Consider the following 19749-nt stretch of genomic DNA (forward strand, 5'->3'; position numbering starts at 1 on the left):
GCAACTTTACCATAAAAGGGGACTGAGTAAGAATGTCCACCTATAAAATATGGGTGTAATTATTCAAAAATCCGAGTATCCTTGTCAGCCATCCAAAAGGGGTAAAAAACCTGCGGAGCTCAAGAAAATCAGCTCAGTACCTTCATCTGATGTGACTTGGTGTAAAGACACGAACTGAGCAACTCAAAGCGAAAAGTATGAATGCAATTTTGATTGGGTTTGTACGAAGGCTGAAGTAAAACAAAAGAGGAAGTGGAATGTCAGGTCTTAGCGAGTCAGCGAAGTTAGTAAAAGAAGCGCTAGAGCAACGCGGTTTGGAAACGCCAATGCGTCCAAACAACGTAAGTCGTGAAGAGAAGAAAGAGAAGATCGAACACCACATGCGTGAGATTTTAGGTCTACTTCAACTTGACCTCACTGACGATAGCCTAGAAGAGACCCCTCACCGCATTGCTAAGATGTACGTTGACGAAATCTTCTCTGGTCTGGATTACTCCAACTTTCCTAAAATCACGGTGATTGAGAACAAGATGAACGTGAGCGAGATGGTTCGCGTGAAGGACATCACAGTGACCAGTACTTGTGAACACCACCTTGTGACCATCGATGGCAAGGCTGCTGTGGCTTACATTCCACGTGGCAAGATCATTGGCCTGTCAAAGATCAACCGTATCGTTCGCTTCTTTGCCCAGCGTCCACAAGTTCAAGAGCGTATGACTCAGCAAATTCTTGTTGCACTTCAAACGTTGCTTGAGTCCGATGATGTGGCAGTGACGATTGACGCAACACACTACTGCGTGAAATCTCGCGGTGTGATGGATGCAACCAGCGAAACCACGACAACAGCATTGGGCGGTATCTTCAAAAGCAACCCAGCAACGCGTGCCGAGTTTCTGCACGGTTTACGTTAGGTAACCAAGCACTATTCTAAGAGGATGGCAAACGCCATCCTTTTTTTATGCTTGTTTAGAAAATGACTTCATGATTTCTGGCCAATACATTTTGACGTAACCTGCCGATACCCAAACAACCAATACAGTCGCGATACTGAGCTCTAGAAAACCAAAGTCGTGTAGCCAGTGCCAGTGAGGGTGCGATTCGGCGAAAAAAGAAGTCAAGCGATGCATTGCGATGGCGCTGATCACGGAAGGAAAGGTTACTGCCGCGATAGAAGGTTGAAACTTCAAGCGAAGTAAGCGGAAGTAACATAAGTAGATCAATAACGTCATAGTGATGGCGATCCCGGCCAATGCGCCTGTCAGTATCGGATCAGGTAAGGGAAAGTTCACCAAGTATGCTGCTAATGACAAGTTTACCGGCGCGGCCATAATCGCGAGGGTCGGTCTTGCTCGCCTTGGTAGAGAGCCGAAAAACACCAAACGATACAACACGAGTGGCAGCATGAAGAAATAAATGCCGATGCACATCATCGCTAACGTTTCGGAGAATAAGTTGTGACCTAGTTGAGAACCGGCTAGTGAACTACTGATCAGCCCCACCGGATAAAGAAACCAACTCGGTACGATATTGGACATTTTGAAGTTCATTAGCTGAAAGCTAAAAAACAGCACCATCATAGTAAAATGCAGCAAAAGCGCCATAAACCAAAGTGGATAAGCGATGATAGGTGCTACAGCGGCAAGATAATCTGCAAGGATCAGTAACGCCATACTCATTGGTGCCATTAAACTACCACTCAGTGGGTGACGAATGTCGACCATGAATAATCGTGGATTCGCGGCATATTTTATGAGTACAGGGGCGAGTAAAAGTGCGCCGAGTGACGCCAAAAATGGGCGTATCGGTTCACCAATCTCAGGAACATAGAGTGCCCAAGCTTGCCCTAAACCTATCATACCTAGTGCCAACGCGGCTTGAGACGGCGGGACACTATAAAACTGCACAAGTCTTCTCCAGTTCAAATCTACTCCATTTGATTTTTGCCTGAATGAAACAAAACATGACGATTTGGATGAAATGCTCTATTTAAGTAGCGAATACTAACAAGTATGGAGAGGGGTTTCTCATGAAAGGTGGTGAGCAAATATCAGAGAATGATAATTTTGTGAGTTTGGTATCGAATATTTGGGAAAAGATGTAAAAATGCAGAGTTTATCGCTCCAAACCCTTCGATAGTCTGGAGCGAAGTGATAACAAAGAGAATGTTATGTTGATTGATTCTCCGGTAGATCCTGTTGGCGTAACTTTTCGTTTTTGATTGTGCGATGCAGCAACTGGCTGTAAATAGGTTGTCCACCCAACAATTGAGCAATAATCACAGCGCCCAAACAAGTAATGATCAATGGCAGGATTAAGTAGTAGTTATTCGTCATTTCAATCACTAACAGAATACCTGTAATCGGTGCACGTACCGTTGCAGCAAACAGGGCACCCATGCCCGCAATCGCAAATACACCAGGCTCGATATCAAGCGCAGGGAGCAAGACATCAGCACTTGCTCCGAACGCATAGCCAAATAAGGTTCCCAGAGCAAGCATAGGTGCAAAGATGCCTCCCGGCGCACCAGAACCAAAACAGAGCAGGGTTGTAATTACACGACCAAAGAAAAGCAAAACTAAAATAGATACCGAGTAGTTACCGTTAGTAATGTCAGGAATAAGGCCGATACCACCACCAGTTAGTTGGGGTACGTACAAAAGAAGCAAACCAAACACGCCTCCCAGTAGCGAACCCACAATCAAGTAGCGCTTACGATCGTTTTTGTGAATTGCGACAAAACTGTCTTGTGCCACGGTAATCAGTTTATTGAAGATCACGCCAAACACGCCAAACAATGCGCCAAGCAATAAAAACAGCCATAGGGTTTGAAGCTCTGGCGACTGGTATTGCGGCATAGTGATAACGGCGTCTTGCCCGTTGATGGCGCGAAACACTATGTTCGCCATAATGGCAGAAATGATCACTGCGCGAATTGAGATCAAAGAGTAGCGAAACTGAGGTCGCATTTCCTCCACAACGAACATAATGCCTGCGAGTGGGGCATTAAAAGCCGCAGCCAAACCGCCAGCAGCACCAGAAGCGAGCAGGGAGTGGCGGGTATCGTCATCCTTTACCCGGAATATATCGGTCACCATTCGACCTACAGCACCACCCATTTGAACGGTTGGACCTTCACGACCCAGCACCATACCTGAGCCAAGTGCGCCCATGCCGCCGAAGAATTTTACTGGTAGAACTCGCCACCAGCGCACTGGACGAATATTATCCATTGCCCCTTCGATTTCAGGAATACCAGAACCTGCCGCTTCTGGCGCAAAGCGGTGCACAAGAAAATAGCCAATAAAAGCTAAAAGTGCGCTAATGAGAACCGCTGCCAGCCACAACGGTAGAACATTACCAATTTCGCTTCTTAACCATTCTGTTCGTGTTTCAGAAACGAAATGAACGGCAAGCTCGAAATACGTACCGACAAAACCAGCCAACGTACCCACAATGGCGGCCATAATGAGAACAGAAAATGGTGTTGACCCTCGAGAGACAAACTGGTTAATCGCATCTTTCGGTACGTGCGCCAACACAGATTTCACAATTCTCTCGCGTTTGGTCATTAACAAGCTCTCCTGTTGCTGTGGGAAGGGACGAAAGAAAGTATACGCTTCGCAGAGTCTAGACCTAATCAATAAAGATGCAATTTAGCTTTTCACTATTGAGTGTTTGAAGTGTCGCGATATTATTCATTCACTCAGATTGTGCTATTGCTCTCATAATTTAGGGTAAAAAACTTGTTTTTTGAGAAAAATGAACCATGCTTTAAATGTAAAGCAACATGACTGCTTCAGAAGGAGGGATGTGAGGTTTTACACACAATTTGGATGGATTCAAACCCTACGGTAAGTCCTCGTTTTATGTTCGGGATGCATCAATAGACATCGCCGATTCGCACACTCACGATTGAGTAACGAGGTAGAGGCGCACGCACATGTGCGCCTTCTTAATTTCTGCGTCATAACTTTCATCACCACCTACAACTATTTTTCTCTTGAACATTTTCTTGCAGTTAGTAATGTCTTAGTTCGATGTCAACCAACTAGAGCAGTGCATGCGCTTTTATCTTCGACTCTTACTTTCTTTATGTTGTTGTTCGGTAACGTTTCCGGCACTTTCAACGCCGAGCTGGTGGCAAGACACGTTGTCAGCAATGCCATATTCCAATCTAAAAGAACGTATAGAAAAAAGTGGAAGCTGGTATGGTTGCGAAGTGCAGCTGCGAGACAACTCAACGTTTATCAGCGCATTTTGTTTGGATGATTTTTCGTACTACCAGCAGCACTTGTATGGTGAGGTGATTTTGAGAAGAGAAAGTGCTCAGTTCTCGTTTCTTACTGAATACGAGTGGCAGCGTCTGAATGACTTACTTCTCAACTTAAGAAAGGATGGGTTAGTTTTACGCAGAGTCACTATCGGAAAAGAGCAATATGATGTCGTTGAAGCTCTGGAAAAGAAATCTTCCGAGCTTGTCGATAAAGAAGTTATTTTGTTGATGAACCGCTATCCACAAGAAACGATTCGAAGTTTGCTTTGGGTAAAACCGGACGAGTTTCTTACGCCATCACCGTCCTTAAATGTGCACTTGCGCAGTGATGGCGAAATTATCGAGGTCAAAGTGACTCGTTTTTAGATTCTTTATGGAGAGATAGGAAGGTCGCCATTGCTGATTCATCCAAAAAACCATCCGATTTTTTGTGAGCGCGCAGGTATTGATAGCCTGCGATTAGCTTGCGGTGTAGCTCTTCTGCATCGTCTGACAACGGCTGATTCATAACGTGTTGAAAGGCAAGTTTGTACGCATCCATATCCACGACTTCAGCACGGCGATATAAATAACCACATCCCGTTGCTAACCATTCGAGAGAGCAATTGGCGCGCATTGCAATTTGATTTGCTTTGGTTAGGCTAGGTTCACTGCCTTTAAGGTATTTGCGTATTAAAGCTTCAGACACATCGACGCGTCGAGCGAACCCGCTGATGCTTTCTTCTCCGATCAGGGTGGCTAGGCGTTGGGCAAAAGACATATTTCGTACTCCAGTTCGAATTGCGAAAGTTTACCCGTTGAGCCGGTACGAAAACAAGACTACGATGAATGCAGATCAATTGAAGGAGAAAACCCATGGTTGCAAAAGTAGTAACTGCACCAAAAGGCCCAGAGTTCTCAGAGCTGGTTCAAGGATATTGGCGTGCAGTTGAGTGGGGAATGACGGCTCAAGAGCGTTTGTCATTTCTTAAGCAACACATTGAGTTAGGCATTACGACAGTCGATCACGCCGACATCTACGGTAATTACGAGTGTGAGGCGTTGTTTGGTGAAGCGTTAGCTTTAGACAAGAGTGTTCGTGAGCAAATTCAGATCGTGACGAAATGCGACATCAATTTGTGTGGCGATAAAACGCCAGAGCGTAAGATCAATCACTACGACACGAGCTCAGCACATATCTACCAATCGGTGAATAACTCGCTAGAACGTTTGAATGTGGATGAAATCGACGTACTTTTAATTCATCGTCCTGACGTGTTAATGGATGCGGACGAGGTTGCAGAAGCATTTTCTGAGCTTCACAAAGTCGGCAAAGTGAAGCACTTTGGCGTGTCTAACTTCACTCCACGCCAGTTTGAACTGCTGCAATCTCGCTTAGGTAAGCCGTTGGTTACTAACCAAGTGGAAATCAACCCACTTAACTTTGAGGTTGCTCACGATGGAACGCTTGACCAAATGCAAATGTTGCGTACGCGACCAATGGCTTGGTCTTGCCTCGGTGGAGGTTCAATTTTTAGTGGTGACAGTGAGCAAGCTGTTCGTGTCCGTAACGAATTAGAAGCAATTCGTGAAGAAGTGGGCGCAGCGAGTATTGACCAAGTAATTTATGCCTGGGTACGTCGTTTGCCATCTAACCCTATTCCAATCATTGGCTCTGGTAAAATCGAGCGTGTGCAAACTGCAGTTAATGCATTGAACATCGAACTTACTCGAGAGCAATGGTATCGCGTATGGGTGGCTTCTAAAGGTCATGGTGTGCCATAGAATTGATATCTTATCGATGAAATTGTTATTAAAGGCATCCTCTAGCAGGGTGCCTTTTTAGTTTTAGCGCGTTACTGTTTACCCATTATGGAAATGGAAAGAATGAAATTCGAGCAAAAATGGGCTTTGGATGTTAGCTGCAACTTTTTGCTTACTTTGGGTGGAGGAGTTTTACCCATGTTTGTTTTATGTCACTAAACAGCGAATGTGATGCTTGCTTTTTAGTCATTTTGTTCACTCATTCATTCATATTGCGTATGCTTATTGAATAATAAAGAAATAAAAAACTCGTCAGTTTTCTCGTATTACATGCTGTAACAATCTGTTAGACTCCGGCGCAGATTGTGGAATATAAAAAGGTGATTGAATGTCTTTTCCCGTACTCATCTGTGATGATTCAGCGTTAGCACGCAAACAGATGGCGAGATCACTACCAGCCACATTGAATGCCGATATTACGTTTGCTATCCACGGAAAAAACGCGCTAGAAGAACTCGAAAAAAACGAGTTTAAATTGATGTTTCTTGATTTGACCATGCCAGAAATGGATGGCTTTGAAACACTAGAGCACATGCAACGGTTGGGGGATAAAACTCCGGTGGTTGTTGTGTCGGGGGATATCCAACCTAAAGCGAAAGAGCGCGTGTTCGCACTGGGTGCAAAAGCGTTTATTCAAAAACCGATCGCCAAAGATGAACTCAAGAAGGCGCTTAAAGAGTTGGTCGAGCCAGAACCTCGTCCTCAAATTATCACGCCTGTCTCTATTGAGTTACCGATTTTACGTCGTCGCGATATTTACATGGAAGTGGCTAACGTTTCAATTGGTCGAGCAGCCGATGCGTTGGCGCGTCACTTTGATGTGTTTGTGCAACTACCTCTGCCGAACGTCAATATCTTTGAAGTGAGCGAACTTCACATGGCCCTACGCGACTTGGCGTCGCATGACAACGTATCGGGCGTTTGTCAGGGATTTTGTGGCGAAGGTATTGCTGGCGAAGCGCTAGTGATTTTGAGTGATTCAAGCGTATCTGATCTCAAAAAGTTGATGAAAGTACCAGCAGACAGCGAAGAGCTAGAAGAGCTTGAGCTGCTAATGGATATTTCTAATATTTTGGTGGGGTCGTTCTTAAATGGTTTAGGCGAGCAGTCTGAAGTCCGATTCTTCCAAAGTCCACCGGTACTCCTTGGTCAACATATCTCAATTGACTCGATCATTGAATCTACAACTGGAGCATTCAGCCGCACGATGACATTCGAAGTGAGCTACAACATTGAAGGAACGTCGATTCGTTGTGACTTGCTGTTTATGTTTGTGGATGAATCCTTGCCGCTGCTTGATAACAAACTGTCTTATCTAATGGAGGAGTTCTAATGTTGAATATGCCAGCAGAGTTTGAACAATTCCATTGGATGGTGGATATGGTACAAAACGTCGACATGGGCTTAGTGGTCATTGATCGAGATTACAATGTACAGGTCTGGAATGGGTTTATGACTCATCACAGTGGTTTGCAGTCTCATGATGCGATTGGTCGTTCTATATTTGATATCTTCCCTGAAATCCCACAGGAGTGGTTTAAATTAAAAACAAAACCAGTGTATGACCTAGGCTGCCGCAGCTTCATCACATGGCGACAACGACCTTACTTATTCTGCTGTCGCAATGTTCGACCAGTTACGCAGCAAGCGGAGTTTATGTACCAGAATGTTACGTTGAACCCAATGCGCACACCGACTGGAAAAATCAACTCGTTGTTTTTGTCTATACAAGACGCGACGGCTGAAGCTCTGATGTCTCAGAATCAATAGCGATAAAAAACTTTCTCAAAAGCCAAGGTCCGCCTTGGCTTTTTTGTATACTTATAATTGTGTTTCCCAATGCGTAGAACGTGAATATGGACTTTAATCTCGCCCTAAAACTCTACACCGCAGAGCAAGTAAAAAACGGTGAAACGCTGGCTGCGCAAATGGCTGGTGTTTCTATGTATAGCTTAATGCAACGCGCTGGTATGGCCGTGTATGAGCGCTTTTTACATCTGTATCCTAAATCAAAAAATATCTTAGTGATTTGCGGTAAAGGGAATAACGGTGGCGATGGTTACGTATTTGCATCTCTTGCGAAACAAGCTCAACTCAATGTACATGTTTTCCAAATTGGTGATGTATCTGCGCTAAAAGGTGATGCTTTGCGCGCATACCAAGATTGGCAGTCAATCGACGGTGTTAACAATGATTGGGATGAATGGAATACCGCATTGCTAGAAGCAGATGTGATCATTGATGCCATGTTAGGTACTGGTTTAAGCGGTGAGGTTCGTTCGGAGTATCGTCGCTATATTGACCAAATTAATCAAATTCATACCCCTGTGATTGCAGTCGACGTTCCTTCTGGTCTGTGTGCTAATACAGGTGCAGTTTTAGGTGATGCTATTCGTGCCGAGCATACTGTAACCTTCATTGGGGTTAAACAAGGCTTATGCACTGGACAAGCGAGAGATCGAGTTGGCGAGCTCTACTTTTGTGGTTTAGGCGTCAATACTAAGTTTGATACTATCGAAGTAGAAAGTGCATTAGGTATTGATCATCAGGTTGTTTCAAGATTAATGCCCAAGCCAAATCCAACGGTCCATAAAGGTGACAACGGGAAGTTGCTTTGTGTTGGTGGCAATCAAGGGATGTCTGGAGCGATTCGTTTATGTTCCTCCGCTGCGATTAGAGCCGGAGCGGGTTTAACTGCCGCAATTACTCACACGAGTAGCCTTATTCCACTGCAGGTTGGTTGCCCAGAAGTAATGAGCCAGAGCATCACCGCTGACTTACTCAGGGATACTGAGAACGACTTAACTAAACGCATTCGCTGGGCTGACGTATTAGTGTTTGGTCCTGGCTTTGGAGATGATGAGTGGGCTTATCAAGCCTATCAATATCTGGCTCAAGAGCAGAAACCTAAAGTTGTTGATGCTGATGGCCTCAATATTCTAGCGATGCTGAGCCAGCGATGCGATGGCACTCTGGTGTGCGACAACCATCGAGTGATCACGCCGCATCCTGGAGAGGCAGCTCGACTGCTAAATGTAACCATTCAACAAATAGAAAGTGACCGATACTCTGCTGCAAGACAACTGCAAGAGCGTTATGGCGGTGTAGTGGTTTTAAAAGGCGCGGGGACGCTTATTTACGATGGAACGAGAATGTACGTCTGTCTAGCGGGTAACGCCGGAATGGCGACGGGGGGAATGGGAGATGTGTTATCTGGAGTCATTGGTGCATTACTAGCCAAAGGTTTACCAATTTCTGTTGCCGCACGTTTAGGTGTGGTACTTCACAGTCATGCTGCTGATATAAACGTGAGTCAGAATGGTCAAATTGGTCTTTTGGCAAGTGATGTCGTTAGCACTCTTCGTACCGCTATCACCCAAGAGCTCTATCGAGTTTAATTAGATTTCATGCATTTTTGAGAAAATTGGTCGATTTTTTTGAGTACTTTTTTACGAATTAGCAGGGCATCTTAGTATTAGGTGATTGAGTTTTAGGCAGATTTGAGAGGTGATGCGTTTTAATTTTTAAGATATGATGCAAAGGTTTGCGCAATGGGTTAACTTAAGTGCTTTCTCAAGTTGTTGATAGTTATAAATAATAAGAGGTTTTGGTGACTTGGGGAGCGTTTTTGATATGCGATTTTCAAGATGGTATCACAAAAAAAATTCAAATATCAGACTTGTAGGAAATAAATCACAGCCTATAATGCTGAAAACCGGAGCGTCTGCCAACGCTCCGGTTTTTTTGTGTCCGAAGAACAGTGAACTCGTCTGCCAACGAAATCACTACGCACTCTGAAATGACACATATACATATGAATCAAGGAATTACACAATGCGTATCGAACAAGAACTTAAGTTAGGTTTTAAAGATGTACTGTTTCGCCCGAAACGTTCTACCCTTAAGAGCCGTTCTCAAGTAAATTTAACCCGCGATTTTACATTCAAGCATAGTGGTCGTCAATGGTCTGGTGTGCCAGTAATCGCAGCAAACATGGATTCGGTTGGTAGCTTTGCAATGGCTAAAGCGCTGGCTGAGCATGGTGTAATGACCGCTGTTCACAAACATTACACGGTAGAAGATTGGGCTGAGTTTTCTAAATCAGCAGATAAAGTAACCATGAATAACGTTATGGTGTCTACGGGAACATCTGACGCAGACTTCCAAAAAACCAAAGACATCATGGCACTTTCAGATGAATTTATTTTCATTTGTATCGACATTGCTAATGGTTACTCAGAGCATTTGGTCGAGTATGTTGAACGCGTGCGAGCAGAGTTCCCAGACAAGGTCATTTCTGCAGGCAACGTGGTTACTGGTGATATGTGTGAAGAGCTAATCCTAGCTGGTGCAGACATCGTTAAAGTGGGTATCGGCCCAGGCTCAGTTTGTACAACTCGTGTAAAAACGGGTGTTGGTTACCCGCAGCTTTCTGCAATCATCGAGTGTGGCGATGCAGCGCACGGCCTTGGTGGCATGATCGTCGGTGACGGTGGTTGTTCTTGTGCGGGTGACGTAGCGAAAGCATTCGGTGGTGGAGCGGATTTCGTAATGCTAGGCGGGATGCTAGCGGGTCACGAAGAGTCAGGCGGCGAAGTGATCGAGAAAGACGGCGAGAAGTTCATGAAATTCTATGGCATGTCGTCGAAGAGCGCGATGGATAAGCACTCAGGTGGTGTCGCTGGCTACCGTGCGGCCGAAGGTAAAACCGTATTATTGCCATACCGTGGTAGTGTTCACGGCACTATTCAAGACATCCTTGGCGGAGTTCGCTCAACATGTACATACGTAGGTGCAGCAAAGCTTAAAGAGCTAACCAAGCGTACTACATTCATCCGTGTTCAAGAACAAGAGAACAACGTGTTCGGTAAAGAGTAAATCGACTGAATGTAAAAAGTGTAAAAGCAACCATATATTGATATTTGGTGCAACCATAATTTGATATTGCCTCTTCATAAGTCTATTGCTTTTTATGTTTATGACATTTTTGAAGGGGCTATTTTATATCTGCTTTAGGATGAAATACCTAGCTAAGTGAGTTTGTTTAACACTTCTATCATGGCGTAGGTTTTTCCAACTTGAGCATTGTAATTTCTCAAACTTAACTAAGCGGCAATGAAAATACATGCTTAACCATAGGAGCCATCGTAATCGCTAAGTCATTAAATAGGCGAGGTCTTCCAGGTTGGTTCCCTTGCTTGATTTGCTTCCATAGCTGAACCGTCTCTTAATTAAAAATGTCCGTTAACAGCGGGTGATTAAAGCTTGGTTGTTGTGTTTCCAATTGGTTGTTCTGTAGCGAGGCTGGCTATTAGCCTAAGTATATGAGTGAACTTAGCTGCTCAGCTCATGGGTTGAAGATTTAGTTGCCTGATTTAGGAAACAAAGCTAGTACTCGGCACTAATTTGAATTTTAAGGTAATAAATCACGAATATAACAGTAGAAGTGAAAGACATGCGCTTAATCTGATTAAGCGCATTTTCTGTGTTTTAAGTTTAGTATTTCACTTCGTAGTTCAAGTGGAAGCGACGACCCGGTGCGTTGTAGTAACGTGAGTTGTTACGCTCTGATTGCGCGTACGCCGTCATGTAGTCTTCGTTGAATAGGTTTTCAACAGCGAAGCTTAACGTACCGAACGGAAGATCGTAGTCCACACCAGCGTTTGCAACGAAGTAGCTGTCTACTGCGTATTTCGCGCCAGAAGTGATTTCATCTTCTTTATCACGGTTGCCTGAGTAAACCAGCGTCATGTTGTAGCGACCGAATTCGTAAGCGTCGTAACTGATAACAGACGTTACTTTCAATGGTGCGATACGCGTGCCGTCTAGTGGTTCCCAGCCGCTGTCTTCGTTAAGTTTACGCTCACCTTCTTGCCAAGAGATCGTGCTGTCTGTACGAAGGTTAGCAAGAATGCTGTAACCAAGCGTTGCTTCCGCACCCCAAACTTTTTCTGGTGCACGAGTACTTTCTAGCGCATCGCCGGCTTCGTTTACGTTCAGTGTCGAACCTAGGTCAGATTCGCTGTAGAACGCTGCAAGAGAGTAGTCCGCTTCACCAAGGAAACCGCGCACACCCACTTCGTAGTTGTCAGTAGTAATTGGCTTGATAGCACCTTCAACTGTTGAGCTGTTGCCAGAACGAATGTCACGTAGTGCTTCGTTCGTTGACATACCTTGCGCGAAAGATGCAAACAGCTGGTGGTTGTCGGTCAGATCGTGTGTCACACCAATGTTGAATAGGAACTCGTCAAAGTACGGATCACCGCCTTGAACTTGATCACCTGCATTGTTGTGCGTGTTACCTACCGTGAAATCATCCACGCTTAGGCGAACGTACTCGTAACGGATACCGTAAGAAAGAACCGTGTTATCGCTTACATCAGTAATGAACTGTGCGAATGGTGCGATAGCAAATTGCTCTACATCCGGTGTGTTGTTGTAGAAACCGACGCTGTTTGGCTGTTTGAACGACTGTTGTTCAACGTCCATACCCCAAGTCACGAATGCCCAATCAATTTGGCTAGAGATGTTGGCTTTCACGCCGAAACGATCAAAATCTGTCTCGTTGTGGCCATATAGCGTTTGACCAAAGGTTGGAGAATTTGGGTTCTTATCTTTCATCGCAAGCGTGAACGTCTCAGTATCTTGAGCCATCCAGTAACCCGTTACATCGAGCATACCTAAGCTAAAGCCCAGATCTTGGTAACGCGCTTGGTAGTTAGCGAACGTACGTGTCACATCGTTTGGTTTCGCGCCATCTTTGCCTGCAACGCCGTTGTTGTAACCTGGGCCACAGTGAACCGCTTCGGCAGGTTTGCCGTTAGCTGCATCGCCATTCGCTGCACACCAGCCGTCGTTGTCAGTAATGTTACGAACGCCAACAGTCAAAGTCAGTGAACGATCTTCGTCGATGTTACGGTTCCAAACGCCGTTTACGTTTAGGTTGTCCATGTCATCTTCGTTGTTTACCGAAGGTAGGCGGTCACCGTTAGCATCGTAGCTGCCGCCACGTTGCTCGTAACCCAAACCTAAACGCCATTGATCTTTCTCATCACCGCCTGTCGCTTCTTGGTACACGTTCCAAGTGAACGCATCGCTACCAAACTCTTGGAAGCTTGTGCCAACTTTAGTGCGGTATTCTACTGCGCCTTCTTCTGGCATTTTGGTGATCACGTTGATGATACCGCCCTGTGCGCCAAGGCCGTATACCGCAGAACCACCGCGGATAACTTCGATACGCTCAACGTTTTGCGGATCAATCGCCGACAACTCTTGGCCAAAATCTAGGAAGCTGTTGTTTTGTGCAACACCGTCAATCAATAACAGAACGCGACGACCACGGATTTGGTTTTGACCTTTGCTGCTCAGGTTACCGTGAACAGAAGTCCCCATACCTGGAACCAAGGTTGAAAGCACATCGTTGATGCTGCGGCTTTGGCTCAATTGAGATTGAAGTTGTGCTTGGTCGATAACGGTCACAGAGCGAGGAACGTCGTTAAGCAGCTGTTGAGAACGGCTTGCGGTAACAACCATTGTTTCCATTGCTTGGACTTGGTCGTTACTTTCCGCTGAAACGCCGAAAGGTGAAAGAGTAATTGCACTTACCACTGCAATATTTAGCTTAGATAGTTTGAGTTTCATAACTTCCTGCAACTAAAAGTTGTCTTTTATAAACTTGTTAATAAATTGATTTAGCTAGCGATTATTGAGCACTTTGTAATTACGTGGTAGTCTAGCACGCAAAGAAGCAATGTAAATATCAATAATTATCATTTGTAATTTAATGGGCAGTTTTACAGCAGTCGTTATCATTTCAATAATTAGCCAAATGCTGTCTATTCAGCTTGCTTATGCAAGTGGATTAAACGCATCAGTTGTCGATGATCTAGACCATACTATTTCGACGTCGAATGTGACCCATTTCCCGCGTGTTGCAAGCGTGTCTACTTTTGGTGCAGAGCTAGTAATAGCAATGGGTGAGAAGCCTGTTGGTGTATCCGATTATCCTGGTGGATTTCCTCCTTATCTTTCTGCTTTAAATGACGTGCCAAGTCTTGGTAATCGTTCAAGAACCAGCTTTGAAGCTTTGTACGATGCGAAGCCAGATTTGGTTGTTGGTTTGGGGCGAATGTTAGAGCCTTACTATCAGCGCTTCGTCGAAATCGCACCGCCTCTCGGTTTTGATTTGATTACTTTAGAAGACAGTTTTTCTGCGGTAGAGCGTGCAAGCATGGCAATGGGGCGAGAAGAGCAAGGGAAATCACTAAATATGTGTTTTCAGACTTTTCTTGATGAAATGCAATCAAAGCTCGGTAATAGACAGTTTTCTGGTTTATTTCTGACAAGTGCTGGCGTCACTCCGCGAGCATACTACTCACACTTTATGTCCGTTGCTCTTATGGAAAAATTGAATATCCGAAGTGCGAATGGTGACTCGCCGTACGCGACGAAAACGCCTTTTTCTGGGCAAGTGGGTCTTGAGTGGTTGGTAAAACTCGATCCCGATGTGATTTTTATGTACCAGAACGCCGAGCCACAATTTACCGAATCGAAAATTTGGCAAAGCCTAAAAGCGGTGAAGAACAATCGAGTTTACTTGGTTGATATGACATGGCGAGAGCCAGAAGGGCCACTTTCACGAATTTGGGTCGCGATGGATATCGCCCACAAAGTGTATCCCGATCTTTTCCCTGCGCCTTCTGTTGAACGAGTTTATGAGGTGATCAATGGCTCATGTTCTTAGGATAACCAAACCAAGTGCGGTGATGGTTCGCAGTTTGGCGACGGCTTTGTTACTAGGTGTGGTTTATGTGTCTTTGTCGAGTGGCATTTACCATTTTGATGCCCAGCAGATCATGGCGTTTTTGATTTCTGATTCAAGCAACCAAGCATCCTTAGTGTTTTGGGAACTACGTTTACCTCGCACCTTAATCGCACTCTTTGGTGGGGCGGCGTTGGCGGTATCCGGCTCGCTCATGCAAGACATCGTTCGCAACCCGTTAGCGTCTCCAAACCTGACCGGTGTGATGTCTGGCGCTGCGCTTAGCGTGTTAACGGCGACCATGTTCTTGCTGCCATTGCCAACTTTGTTTTGGGGGATTGTAGGTGGTTTGCTTGGCGGTGCCATTACCTTATCCATTAGTTGGAAACAGGGCGTCACACCAGCGCGTTTGGCGTTAGCTGGCATTTCCGTGAGTGCGTTTTGCCAAGCAGCGGTGACCTACATTCTTCTGTCGGATCGCGTAGACAGTGAGTCACTGTTTTTCTGGTTAACGGGCAGTAACGCAGGCGCGAATTGGTCGGTGTTTACGCCGCTTGTTTATACCGTCATTCCTGCGTTTATATCGCTTGCGGTGACACATCGACAGCGTGGTTACTTACTGCTGGATGACACGGTTGCTCGTGGTTTAGGTATCGCGATCAACCGTTATAGATTGGCGTTTGGTTTTGTCTCTGTCGTGCTTACTGCGGTTGCGGTTGGTGCATTTGGTCCTGTCGGTTTTGTTGGCCTTGTTGCCCCTCATCTCGCTCGCATGATGGGGTTGGGACTTGGCGGTGCAGCTTTGATTGGTGCGGCACTCGTTACCGCAGCAGATCTCCTTTCTCGAACCCTGCTTATGCCGTTGGAAATTCCGATTGGCGTCATTACCGCGACTTTAGGTGCGCCTTGGTTTCTTATGTTGATTGTTCGTAAGCTGAGAGGGAAATAATGAAAACGCGTTTCTTATTCCCTTGCTTGGCTTTGCTGGTGTTCGCTCCTGCACTGTTTATCGCTTCTAACCCAGAGCTTAGACAAGCAGGTGAACTGTTTATTACTCGCGGTACTTACCACCCATTTTGGTCGCTAACGTTACCAAGATTTTTGCTGGCGATTATGGCGGGTATGATGCTGGCAGTATCAGGCTTATTGCTGCAAACCACCCTCAAAAACCCGTTGGCAGACAGCGGTATTTTAGGGGTGAACGCTGGTGCTTCTCTTGGTGCTGTTTGTGCGATTTTGTTGCCCGCTTGGTTTAATTGGAATATCACCACAGAAAGCGCGTTACTGCTGTTTTCAATGGCGGGTGGTTTGCTCAGTGCGATTCCTGTTTTGATCGTTAGCCGAATCGGAAATACCAGTCTCACTCTACTCACAGGTGTAGCGATCACGGCGATTCTTGGCGCGTTGAGTTCGGCGCTAATCTTCACCATTGGTCAGGGTAAAACCGATATCGCATTGCAATGGATGGCGGGTGGTATGTACGGCCGAGGTTGGGAACAAGTGAGTTATCTTTTGCCTTGGTTCTTGGCCTGTTTAGCGTTCATTATTTTGGTGTATTTGCCATTGAAATGGGTACGCTACGATGACGCGATTTTGCGTGGCATTGGTATCAACGGTGCTCTGCTGCGTTTGGGGATTCTTTTAGGTACGGTATTTATTACTGCGCCTGCCGTCTCAGCAGTTGGGCCGATTGGTTTTGTGGGATTGGTGATTCCGCACATTGCACGTTTGCTCAGTGCGAATGATCCTTTGCGAACCATGTTCACGACTTTGATTTTCGGCGCTGGCTTCCTCGCTCTTTCAGATGTTTTAGCCAAACACTTACTGTTCCCAACCGAAATTCCTGCGGGCGTGATTACCGCACTGCTTGGTGTGCCATTTTTCCTCTTCTTGTTAAGGAAACACTCATAATGACCCTATCTTCAAACGGGCTTGAAGGGCAATCGCTCACTTCAGGTTACAACGATACGATGATCTTGAACGATGTGAACATCTGTCTTCAAGAAGGTAAGGTGACTGCGTTCATTGGCCCAAATGGGTGCGGTAAAAGTACGCTGATGAAGACCTTAACCGGTGCGATAAAAGCGAAAAAAGGCGACGTGACTTTTAAAGGCAAAGCGCTTAACCAATGGAAGCTTAAAGATCTCGCTAAGCACATTGCGATTCTGCCTCAACATCCTACGGCACCAGAAGGTGTATTGGTTGAGCAGCTTGTTGCGCTTGGTCGTGTTGCTCATCGCAAGTGGTATCAGGGCAACAGTGAGCGTGACCAAGAAGTGATTACTGAATCGCTTGCCTCTGTCGGATTGGCTGGTTACGAAGAGCGTGTAGTGAGTACGTTGTCGGGTGGTGAGCGTCAGCGCGTTTGGCTGGCGATGTGTTTGGCGCAAGAAGCGCAGTGGTTATTGTTGGATGAACCAACCAGTTATCTCGATTTAGGTCACCAACTCGAGTTACTTGAAGTGCTCTATAAGTTGAACAAGGAACGCAACTTAACCATCGTTTATGTCCTGCATGAACTGAGCCAAGCTGCGCAGTTCTGCGATGAACTGGTACTAATGAAAAAAGGTCAGATTTTAAAACAGGGATCGCCTTTGGATGTGCTCACTGAATCGACCCTTGAATCGGTGTTTAAAGTGGAAGGAAAAATGGAAGTCATTGATGGCTACGTTTACTGTTTACCAAAAGCTTATGTTCGTGAGGAAGCGCGTTAATGGGAAACCTGTTTAATCAGTTTCGTACTTTGGTGGCTTTGCCTGAGAATGTTAAAACGCTGAGCATCACCGAGCAGCAAGCCATCTTGAATCACCATGAACCTTTCTTCCGCTTACGTTTTGCTGAACAGCCGAATGGCACTAAAGCCAGTGAATGGTTTGAGCGTGAGTTTCCTGCTGTTGTGCAAGATTACGCAGGTTCTATTGAGGCGAAATTGCCATTTGCCGTGCCGATTTGGCAGAAAGTGTTCAACGCGATTTTGCTGACGTCACTGGTCGGTCACCGTGTGGTGTTTGATCGCGTGTTGCAGTTAACACTCGATGATCTGTATCTGACGATTGGTGAGGACCATCGTGTCGCAAGCATTGAAGTGTCGAGTGCAATCCCTTTCTTTGCTCTTGAGGCTGGCAACGAAAACGCGATGCAAGTGGAGTCAGAACTGGCTTTAGATGAGAAACTTGCGCAAGTCATTACGACGCTCTCTGAGCCATTGGTGCCGCTGTACAAAAAGCAGAAAGTTAGCCCGAAAGTGTTTTGGGGGAATGCCTTGTACGCGTGTGATTTGGCGTTTTCTAAACTTGCGCATCAACCATTAGCCAATGACAGGTTAGATCTAGACGTGCAAGCGGCATCAAAGTGGCAGCAAAACCTATTTAACGCGGTAACACCAAAAGGCGGTGAGTTAAACACGGTAAAAAAGGTGACCTTTAATGGCTTTCAAAAGCTCTACGTGAGACGAGAAACGTGCTGTCTGAAATACAAAATTGAAGGCAAAGAGAAGTGCTCAACCTGTAACTTGCACGATTCAGAAATCCAAGAAAACATCATGCGTATGAACATGCTTGGGTTATTTCAGTAAAATCGATAAATTATCATTTTTTATTGACCACATGTAATTTCAGTAAAAGTCGCTTATTTGAAAAGGTTTTATGTGATTTAGAGCAAAGTTATGGTCTACTGTAGTTGCGGATAAATGACAGTAGGAAGAATACACGAATCGAAGTGGCTGTTGTTACCTGTTTGACTACTTATACCGTTGCCATTCCGCTGTTAATTCTGCTTTTTCTTTTCTCGCTGCAATCAGCATTTCTATATTTACGTCAGTGTTTGGGTGCCTTTGAATGTATCGCTCGTAATCAATCGGAACACCATTGATGTGCAGTTCAAGATGTAAATGCGGCCCTGTTGTTCTTCCTGTGTTACCCGTTTTCCCTATCACTTGTCCTCGGCTGATCTTCTCACCAATATGGACGTTGCGCTGAGATAAGTGTAGGTAGCGTGATACAGAGCCATTTGTGTGGCGGATATTAATATAGTTGCCAGCAAAACGGTTGTAGCGGGACTTTAAAACGATGCCATCAGCAATACTACGAATCGGTGTACCTACAGGTGTGGCATAATCAGTGCCTAAGTGCGGAGTCGTTATATTGGTCACTGGATGTGTTCGCTTTAAGTCATAGTCAGAGCTCACTCTGTAGTTTTTATCAAAGGGTGAAGAAAACATGAACTGATTATTTATCGACACACCATGCTCATCAAATACGTTGCCGTGACCATCATTGATAATAAATAAATCAGTTTTACTGCCTAAATAGTAAAAAGAACTAATGTAAGTTTCATTTTTACTATTTAATTTAGTTCTTAAGATAAAGTTATCACCTCTTTTAATAGAGTCAATAATATTAAACTTGCTTTTGATCAGTGCTAATAGCAAGTTGATCTCTTTTTGACTCACTCCTGATTTTAATAATGAAGCGACAAAAGAGTATTCAACCACACCGATAGTGATTTTTTGCCTACGAGTATTCTTTTTAATTGGTGGCTGCACATTCTCACTTTCGAATTCTAAAGGCTTGATGGTAGGTAGCCTATCCACAGGAGTGAGGAAGTAGTGAGAAAGCGATACGCTAATCAATATGATTAACGCAGTAGTGATAAGGGCTACGGTAGGAGCTTGCACACTCCTTTTTATTATTAAAATAGTCATTAGTTTTGTTGATTTATCAATACTGACAGTTGTGCGTAGAGTATAATATTTTAAATAAAAACTAGCATTAAAGCATGAGTAATTCCTCTGTTTTAACTAAGTTAATAATTATAGGATGTGAGAATAATTTTAATAATTCAGTCAAAGTGACGGTTGGCTTGGTGTTTATGCCTATTTTGTTGGTGTTAATGTCACGTTGAGAAAATATTT

At 44.9% G+C, this 19749-nt stretch carries 17 protein-coding genes; 12 read left to right on the forward strand and 5 right to left on the reverse strand.

Annotation, left to right across the window (positions count from 1 at the left end):
- The first annotated feature begins 257 nt into the window (after positions 1-257).
- Positions 258-911: a GTP cyclohydrolase I FolE gene (gene folE / locus R7F64_RS10685; RefSeq protein ID WP_005373478.1), complete on the forward strand. Its 654-nt coding sequence runs from the start codon at positions 258-260 to the stop codon at positions 909-911.
- A gap of 45 nt (positions 912-956) precedes the next feature.
- Here the strand turns inward: folE and R7F64_RS10690 are convergent, their stop codons facing one another.
- Together R7F64_RS10690 and clcA are read right to left on the reverse strand one after the other, a co-directional pair.
- Positions 957-1904: a TDT family transporter gene (locus R7F64_RS10690; protein ID WP_005373475.1), complete on the reverse strand. Its 948-nt coding sequence runs from the start codon at positions 1902-1904 to the stop codon at positions 957-959.
- Between the two features lie 261 nt (positions 1905-2165).
- Entirely contained in the window at positions 2166-3569 is a 1404-nt protein-coding gene (clcA, locus tag R7F64_RS10695; protein ID WP_005373473.1) for a H(+)/Cl(-) exchange transporter ClcA, read from the reverse strand.
- A gap of 491 nt (positions 3570-4060) precedes the next feature.
- On the opposite strand from clcA, the gene R7F64_RS10700 reads away from it, so the two are divergent.
- The gene (locus tag R7F64_RS10700; RefSeq protein WP_137282754.1) at positions 4061-4639 is read left to right on the forward strand and encodes a hypothetical protein; all 579 of its coding nucleotides are present in this window, start codon (positions 4061-4063) and stop codon (positions 4637-4639) included.
- Here the strand turns inward: R7F64_RS10700 and R7F64_RS10705 are convergent.
- On the reverse strand, positions 4620-5033 hold the full coding sequence (locus R7F64_RS10705; protein ID WP_005387686.1) for a helix-turn-helix domain-containing protein: 414 nt from the start codon (positions 5031-5033) through the stop codon (positions 4620-4622). The two genes, R7F64_RS10700 and R7F64_RS10705, sit on opposite strands and share 20 nt — an antisense overlap.
- Positions 5034-5128: 95 nt before the next feature.
- On the opposite strand from R7F64_RS10705, the gene R7F64_RS10710 reads away from it, so the two are divergent.
- From R7F64_RS10710 to R7F64_RS10730, 5 genes are all read left to right on the forward strand, one after another.
- On the forward strand, positions 5129-6037 hold the full coding sequence (locus R7F64_RS10710; RefSeq protein WP_005387688.1) for an aldo/keto reductase: 909 nt from the start codon (positions 5129-5131) through the stop codon (positions 6035-6037).
- A 367-nt stretch (positions 6038-6404) separates the two neighbouring features.
- Positions 6405-7409, forward strand: coding sequence for a response regulator (locus tag R7F64_RS10715; RefSeq protein ID WP_005373466.1), 1005 nt, complete (start codon positions 6405-6407; stop codon positions 7407-7409).
- Positions 7409-7846 (forward strand): PAS domain-containing protein, encoded by a 438-nt coding sequence (locus tag R7F64_RS10720; RefSeq protein WP_005373463.1) that lies wholly within the window; start codon positions 7409-7411, stop codon positions 7844-7846. Before R7F64_RS10715 ends, R7F64_RS10720 begins: the two co-directional genes overlap by 1 nt.
- Before the next feature lie 86 nt (positions 7847-7932).
- Positions 7933-9474 (forward strand): NAD(P)H-hydrate dehydratase, encoded by a 1542-nt coding sequence (locus tag R7F64_RS10725; RefSeq protein ID WP_137282753.1) that lies wholly within the window; start codon positions 7933-7935, stop codon positions 9472-9474.
- A 436-nt stretch (positions 9475-9910) separates the two neighbouring features.
- Positions 9911-10954 carry a GMP reductase gene (locus tag R7F64_RS10730; RefSeq protein ID WP_053304513.1) on the forward strand — a complete coding sequence of 348 codons (1044 nt, stop codon included), beginning with the start codon at positions 9911-9913 and terminating at the stop codon, positions 10952-10954.
- Between the two features lie 618 nt (positions 10955-11572).
- Here the strand turns inward: R7F64_RS10730 and R7F64_RS10735 are convergent.
- Positions 11573-13717 carry a TonB-dependent receptor gene (locus tag R7F64_RS10735; protein ID WP_213966607.1) on the reverse strand — a complete coding sequence of 715 codons (2145 nt, stop codon included), beginning with the start codon at positions 13715-13717 and terminating at the stop codon, positions 11573-11575.
- Positions 13718-13859: 142 nt separating this feature from the next.
- Between R7F64_RS10735 and R7F64_RS10740 the strand changes: the two genes are divergently transcribed.
- Genes R7F64_RS10740 through R7F64_RS10760 form a run of 5 tightly spaced genes read left to right on the forward strand, consistent with a single transcriptional unit; the run spans position 13860 to position 18411 of the window.
- Positions 13860-14819: an ABC transporter substrate-binding protein gene (locus R7F64_RS10740; protein ID WP_047101249.1), complete on the forward strand. Its 960-nt coding sequence runs from the start codon at positions 13860-13862 to the stop codon at positions 14817-14819.
- The gene (locus R7F64_RS10745) at positions 14803-15786 is read left to right on the forward strand and encodes a FecCD family ABC transporter permease (RefSeq protein WP_213966606.1); all 984 of its coding nucleotides are present in this window, start codon (positions 14803-14805) and stop codon (positions 15784-15786) included. The genes R7F64_RS10740 and R7F64_RS10745 overlap by 17 nt, the downstream gene beginning before the upstream one ends.
- Positions 15786-16748 carry a FecCD family ABC transporter permease gene (locus R7F64_RS10750; RefSeq protein WP_213886143.1) on the forward strand — a complete coding sequence of 321 codons (963 nt, stop codon included), beginning with the start codon at positions 15786-15788 and terminating at the stop codon, positions 16746-16748. The genes R7F64_RS10745 and R7F64_RS10750 overlap by 1 nt, the downstream gene beginning before the upstream one ends.
- The gene (locus tag R7F64_RS10755) at positions 16748-17551 is read left to right on the forward strand and encodes an ABC transporter ATP-binding protein (protein WP_318071667.1); all 804 of its coding nucleotides are present in this window, start codon (positions 16748-16750) and stop codon (positions 17549-17551) included. Before R7F64_RS10750 ends, R7F64_RS10755 begins: the two co-directional genes overlap by 1 nt.
- Positions 17551-18411: a (2Fe-2S)-binding protein gene (locus R7F64_RS10760; RefSeq protein ID WP_213966603.1), complete on the forward strand. Its 861-nt coding sequence runs from the start codon at positions 17551-17553 to the stop codon at positions 18409-18411. Before R7F64_RS10755 ends, R7F64_RS10760 begins: the two co-directional genes overlap by 1 nt.
- A gap of 165 nt (positions 18412-18576) precedes the next feature.
- Here R7F64_RS10760 and R7F64_RS10765 read toward each other — a convergent pair whose 3' ends face one another.
- Positions 18577-19539 carry a M23 family metallopeptidase gene (locus tag R7F64_RS10765; protein WP_318071668.1) on the reverse strand — a complete coding sequence of 321 codons (963 nt, stop codon included), beginning with the start codon at positions 19537-19539 and terminating at the stop codon, positions 18577-18579.
- Positions 19540-19749 lie beyond the last annotated feature (210 nt).

It is taken from the genome of Vibrio sp. Vb1980 (genome assembly GCF_033338615.1).
Lineage (GTDB): Bacteria > Pseudomonadota > Gammaproteobacteria > Enterobacterales > Vibrionaceae > Vibrio > Vibrio alginolyticus.

Excerpts from the sequence above, each read along its gene's own strand:
- R7F64_RS10760 (WP_213966603.1), top strand. The coding sequence starts at position 17,551 with ATGGGAAACCTGTTTAATCAGTTTCGTACTTTGGTGGCTTTGCCTGAG.
- R7F64_RS10725 (WP_137282753.1), top strand. The coding sequence starts at position 7,933 with ATGGACTTTAATCTCGCCCTAAAACTCTACACCGCAGAGCAAGTAAAA.
- R7F64_RS10740 (WP_047101249.1), top strand. The coding sequence starts at position 13,860 with ATGGGCAGTTTTACAGCAGTCGTTATCATTTCAATAATTAGCCAAATG.
- R7F64_RS10735 (WP_213966607.1), bottom strand. The coding sequence starts at position 13,717 with ATGAAACTCAAACTATCTAAGCTAAATATTGCAGTGGTAAGTGCAATT.
- R7F64_RS10720 (WP_005373463.1), top strand. The coding sequence starts at position 7,409 with ATGTTGAATATGCCAGCAGAGTTTGAACAATTCCATTGGATGGTGGAT.
- R7F64_RS10730 (WP_053304513.1), top strand. The coding sequence starts at position 9,911 with ATGCGTATCGAACAAGAACTTAAGTTAGGTTTTAAAGATGTACTGTTT.
- folE (WP_005373478.1), top strand. The coding sequence starts at position 258 with ATGTCAGGTCTTAGCGAGTCAGCGAAGTTAGTAAAAGAAGCGCTAGAG.
- R7F64_RS10755 (WP_318071667.1), top strand. The coding sequence starts at position 16,748 with ATGACCCTATCTTCAAACGGGCTTGAAGGGCAATCGCTCACTTCAGGT.
- R7F64_RS10710 (WP_005387688.1), top strand. The coding sequence starts at position 5,129 with ATGGTTGCAAAAGTAGTAACTGCACCAAAAGGCCCAGAGTTCTCAGAG.
- R7F64_RS10750 (WP_213886143.1), top strand. The coding sequence starts at position 15,786 with ATGAAAACGCGTTTCTTATTCCCTTGCTTGGCTTTGCTGGTGTTCGCT.
- R7F64_RS10765 (WP_318071668.1), bottom strand. The coding sequence starts at position 19,539 with ATGACTATTTTAATAATAAAAAGGAGTGTGCAAGCTCCTACCGTAGCC.
- R7F64_RS10700 (WP_137282754.1), top strand. The coding sequence starts at position 4,061 with ATGCGCTTTTATCTTCGACTCTTACTTTCTTTATGTTGTTGTTCGGTA.
- R7F64_RS10705 (WP_005387686.1), bottom strand. The coding sequence starts at position 5,033 with ATGTCTTTTGCCCAACGCCTAGCCACCCTGATCGGAGAAGAAAGCATC.
- R7F64_RS10745 (WP_213966606.1), top strand. The coding sequence starts at position 14,803 with ATGGCTCATGTTCTTAGGATAACCAAACCAAGTGCGGTGATGGTTCGC.
- clcA (WP_005373473.1), bottom strand. The coding sequence starts at position 3,569 with ATGACCAAACGCGAGAGAATTGTGAAATCTGTGTTGGCGCACGTACCG.
- R7F64_RS10715 (WP_005373466.1), top strand. The coding sequence starts at position 6,405 with ATGTCTTTTCCCGTACTCATCTGTGATGATTCAGCGTTAGCACGCAAA.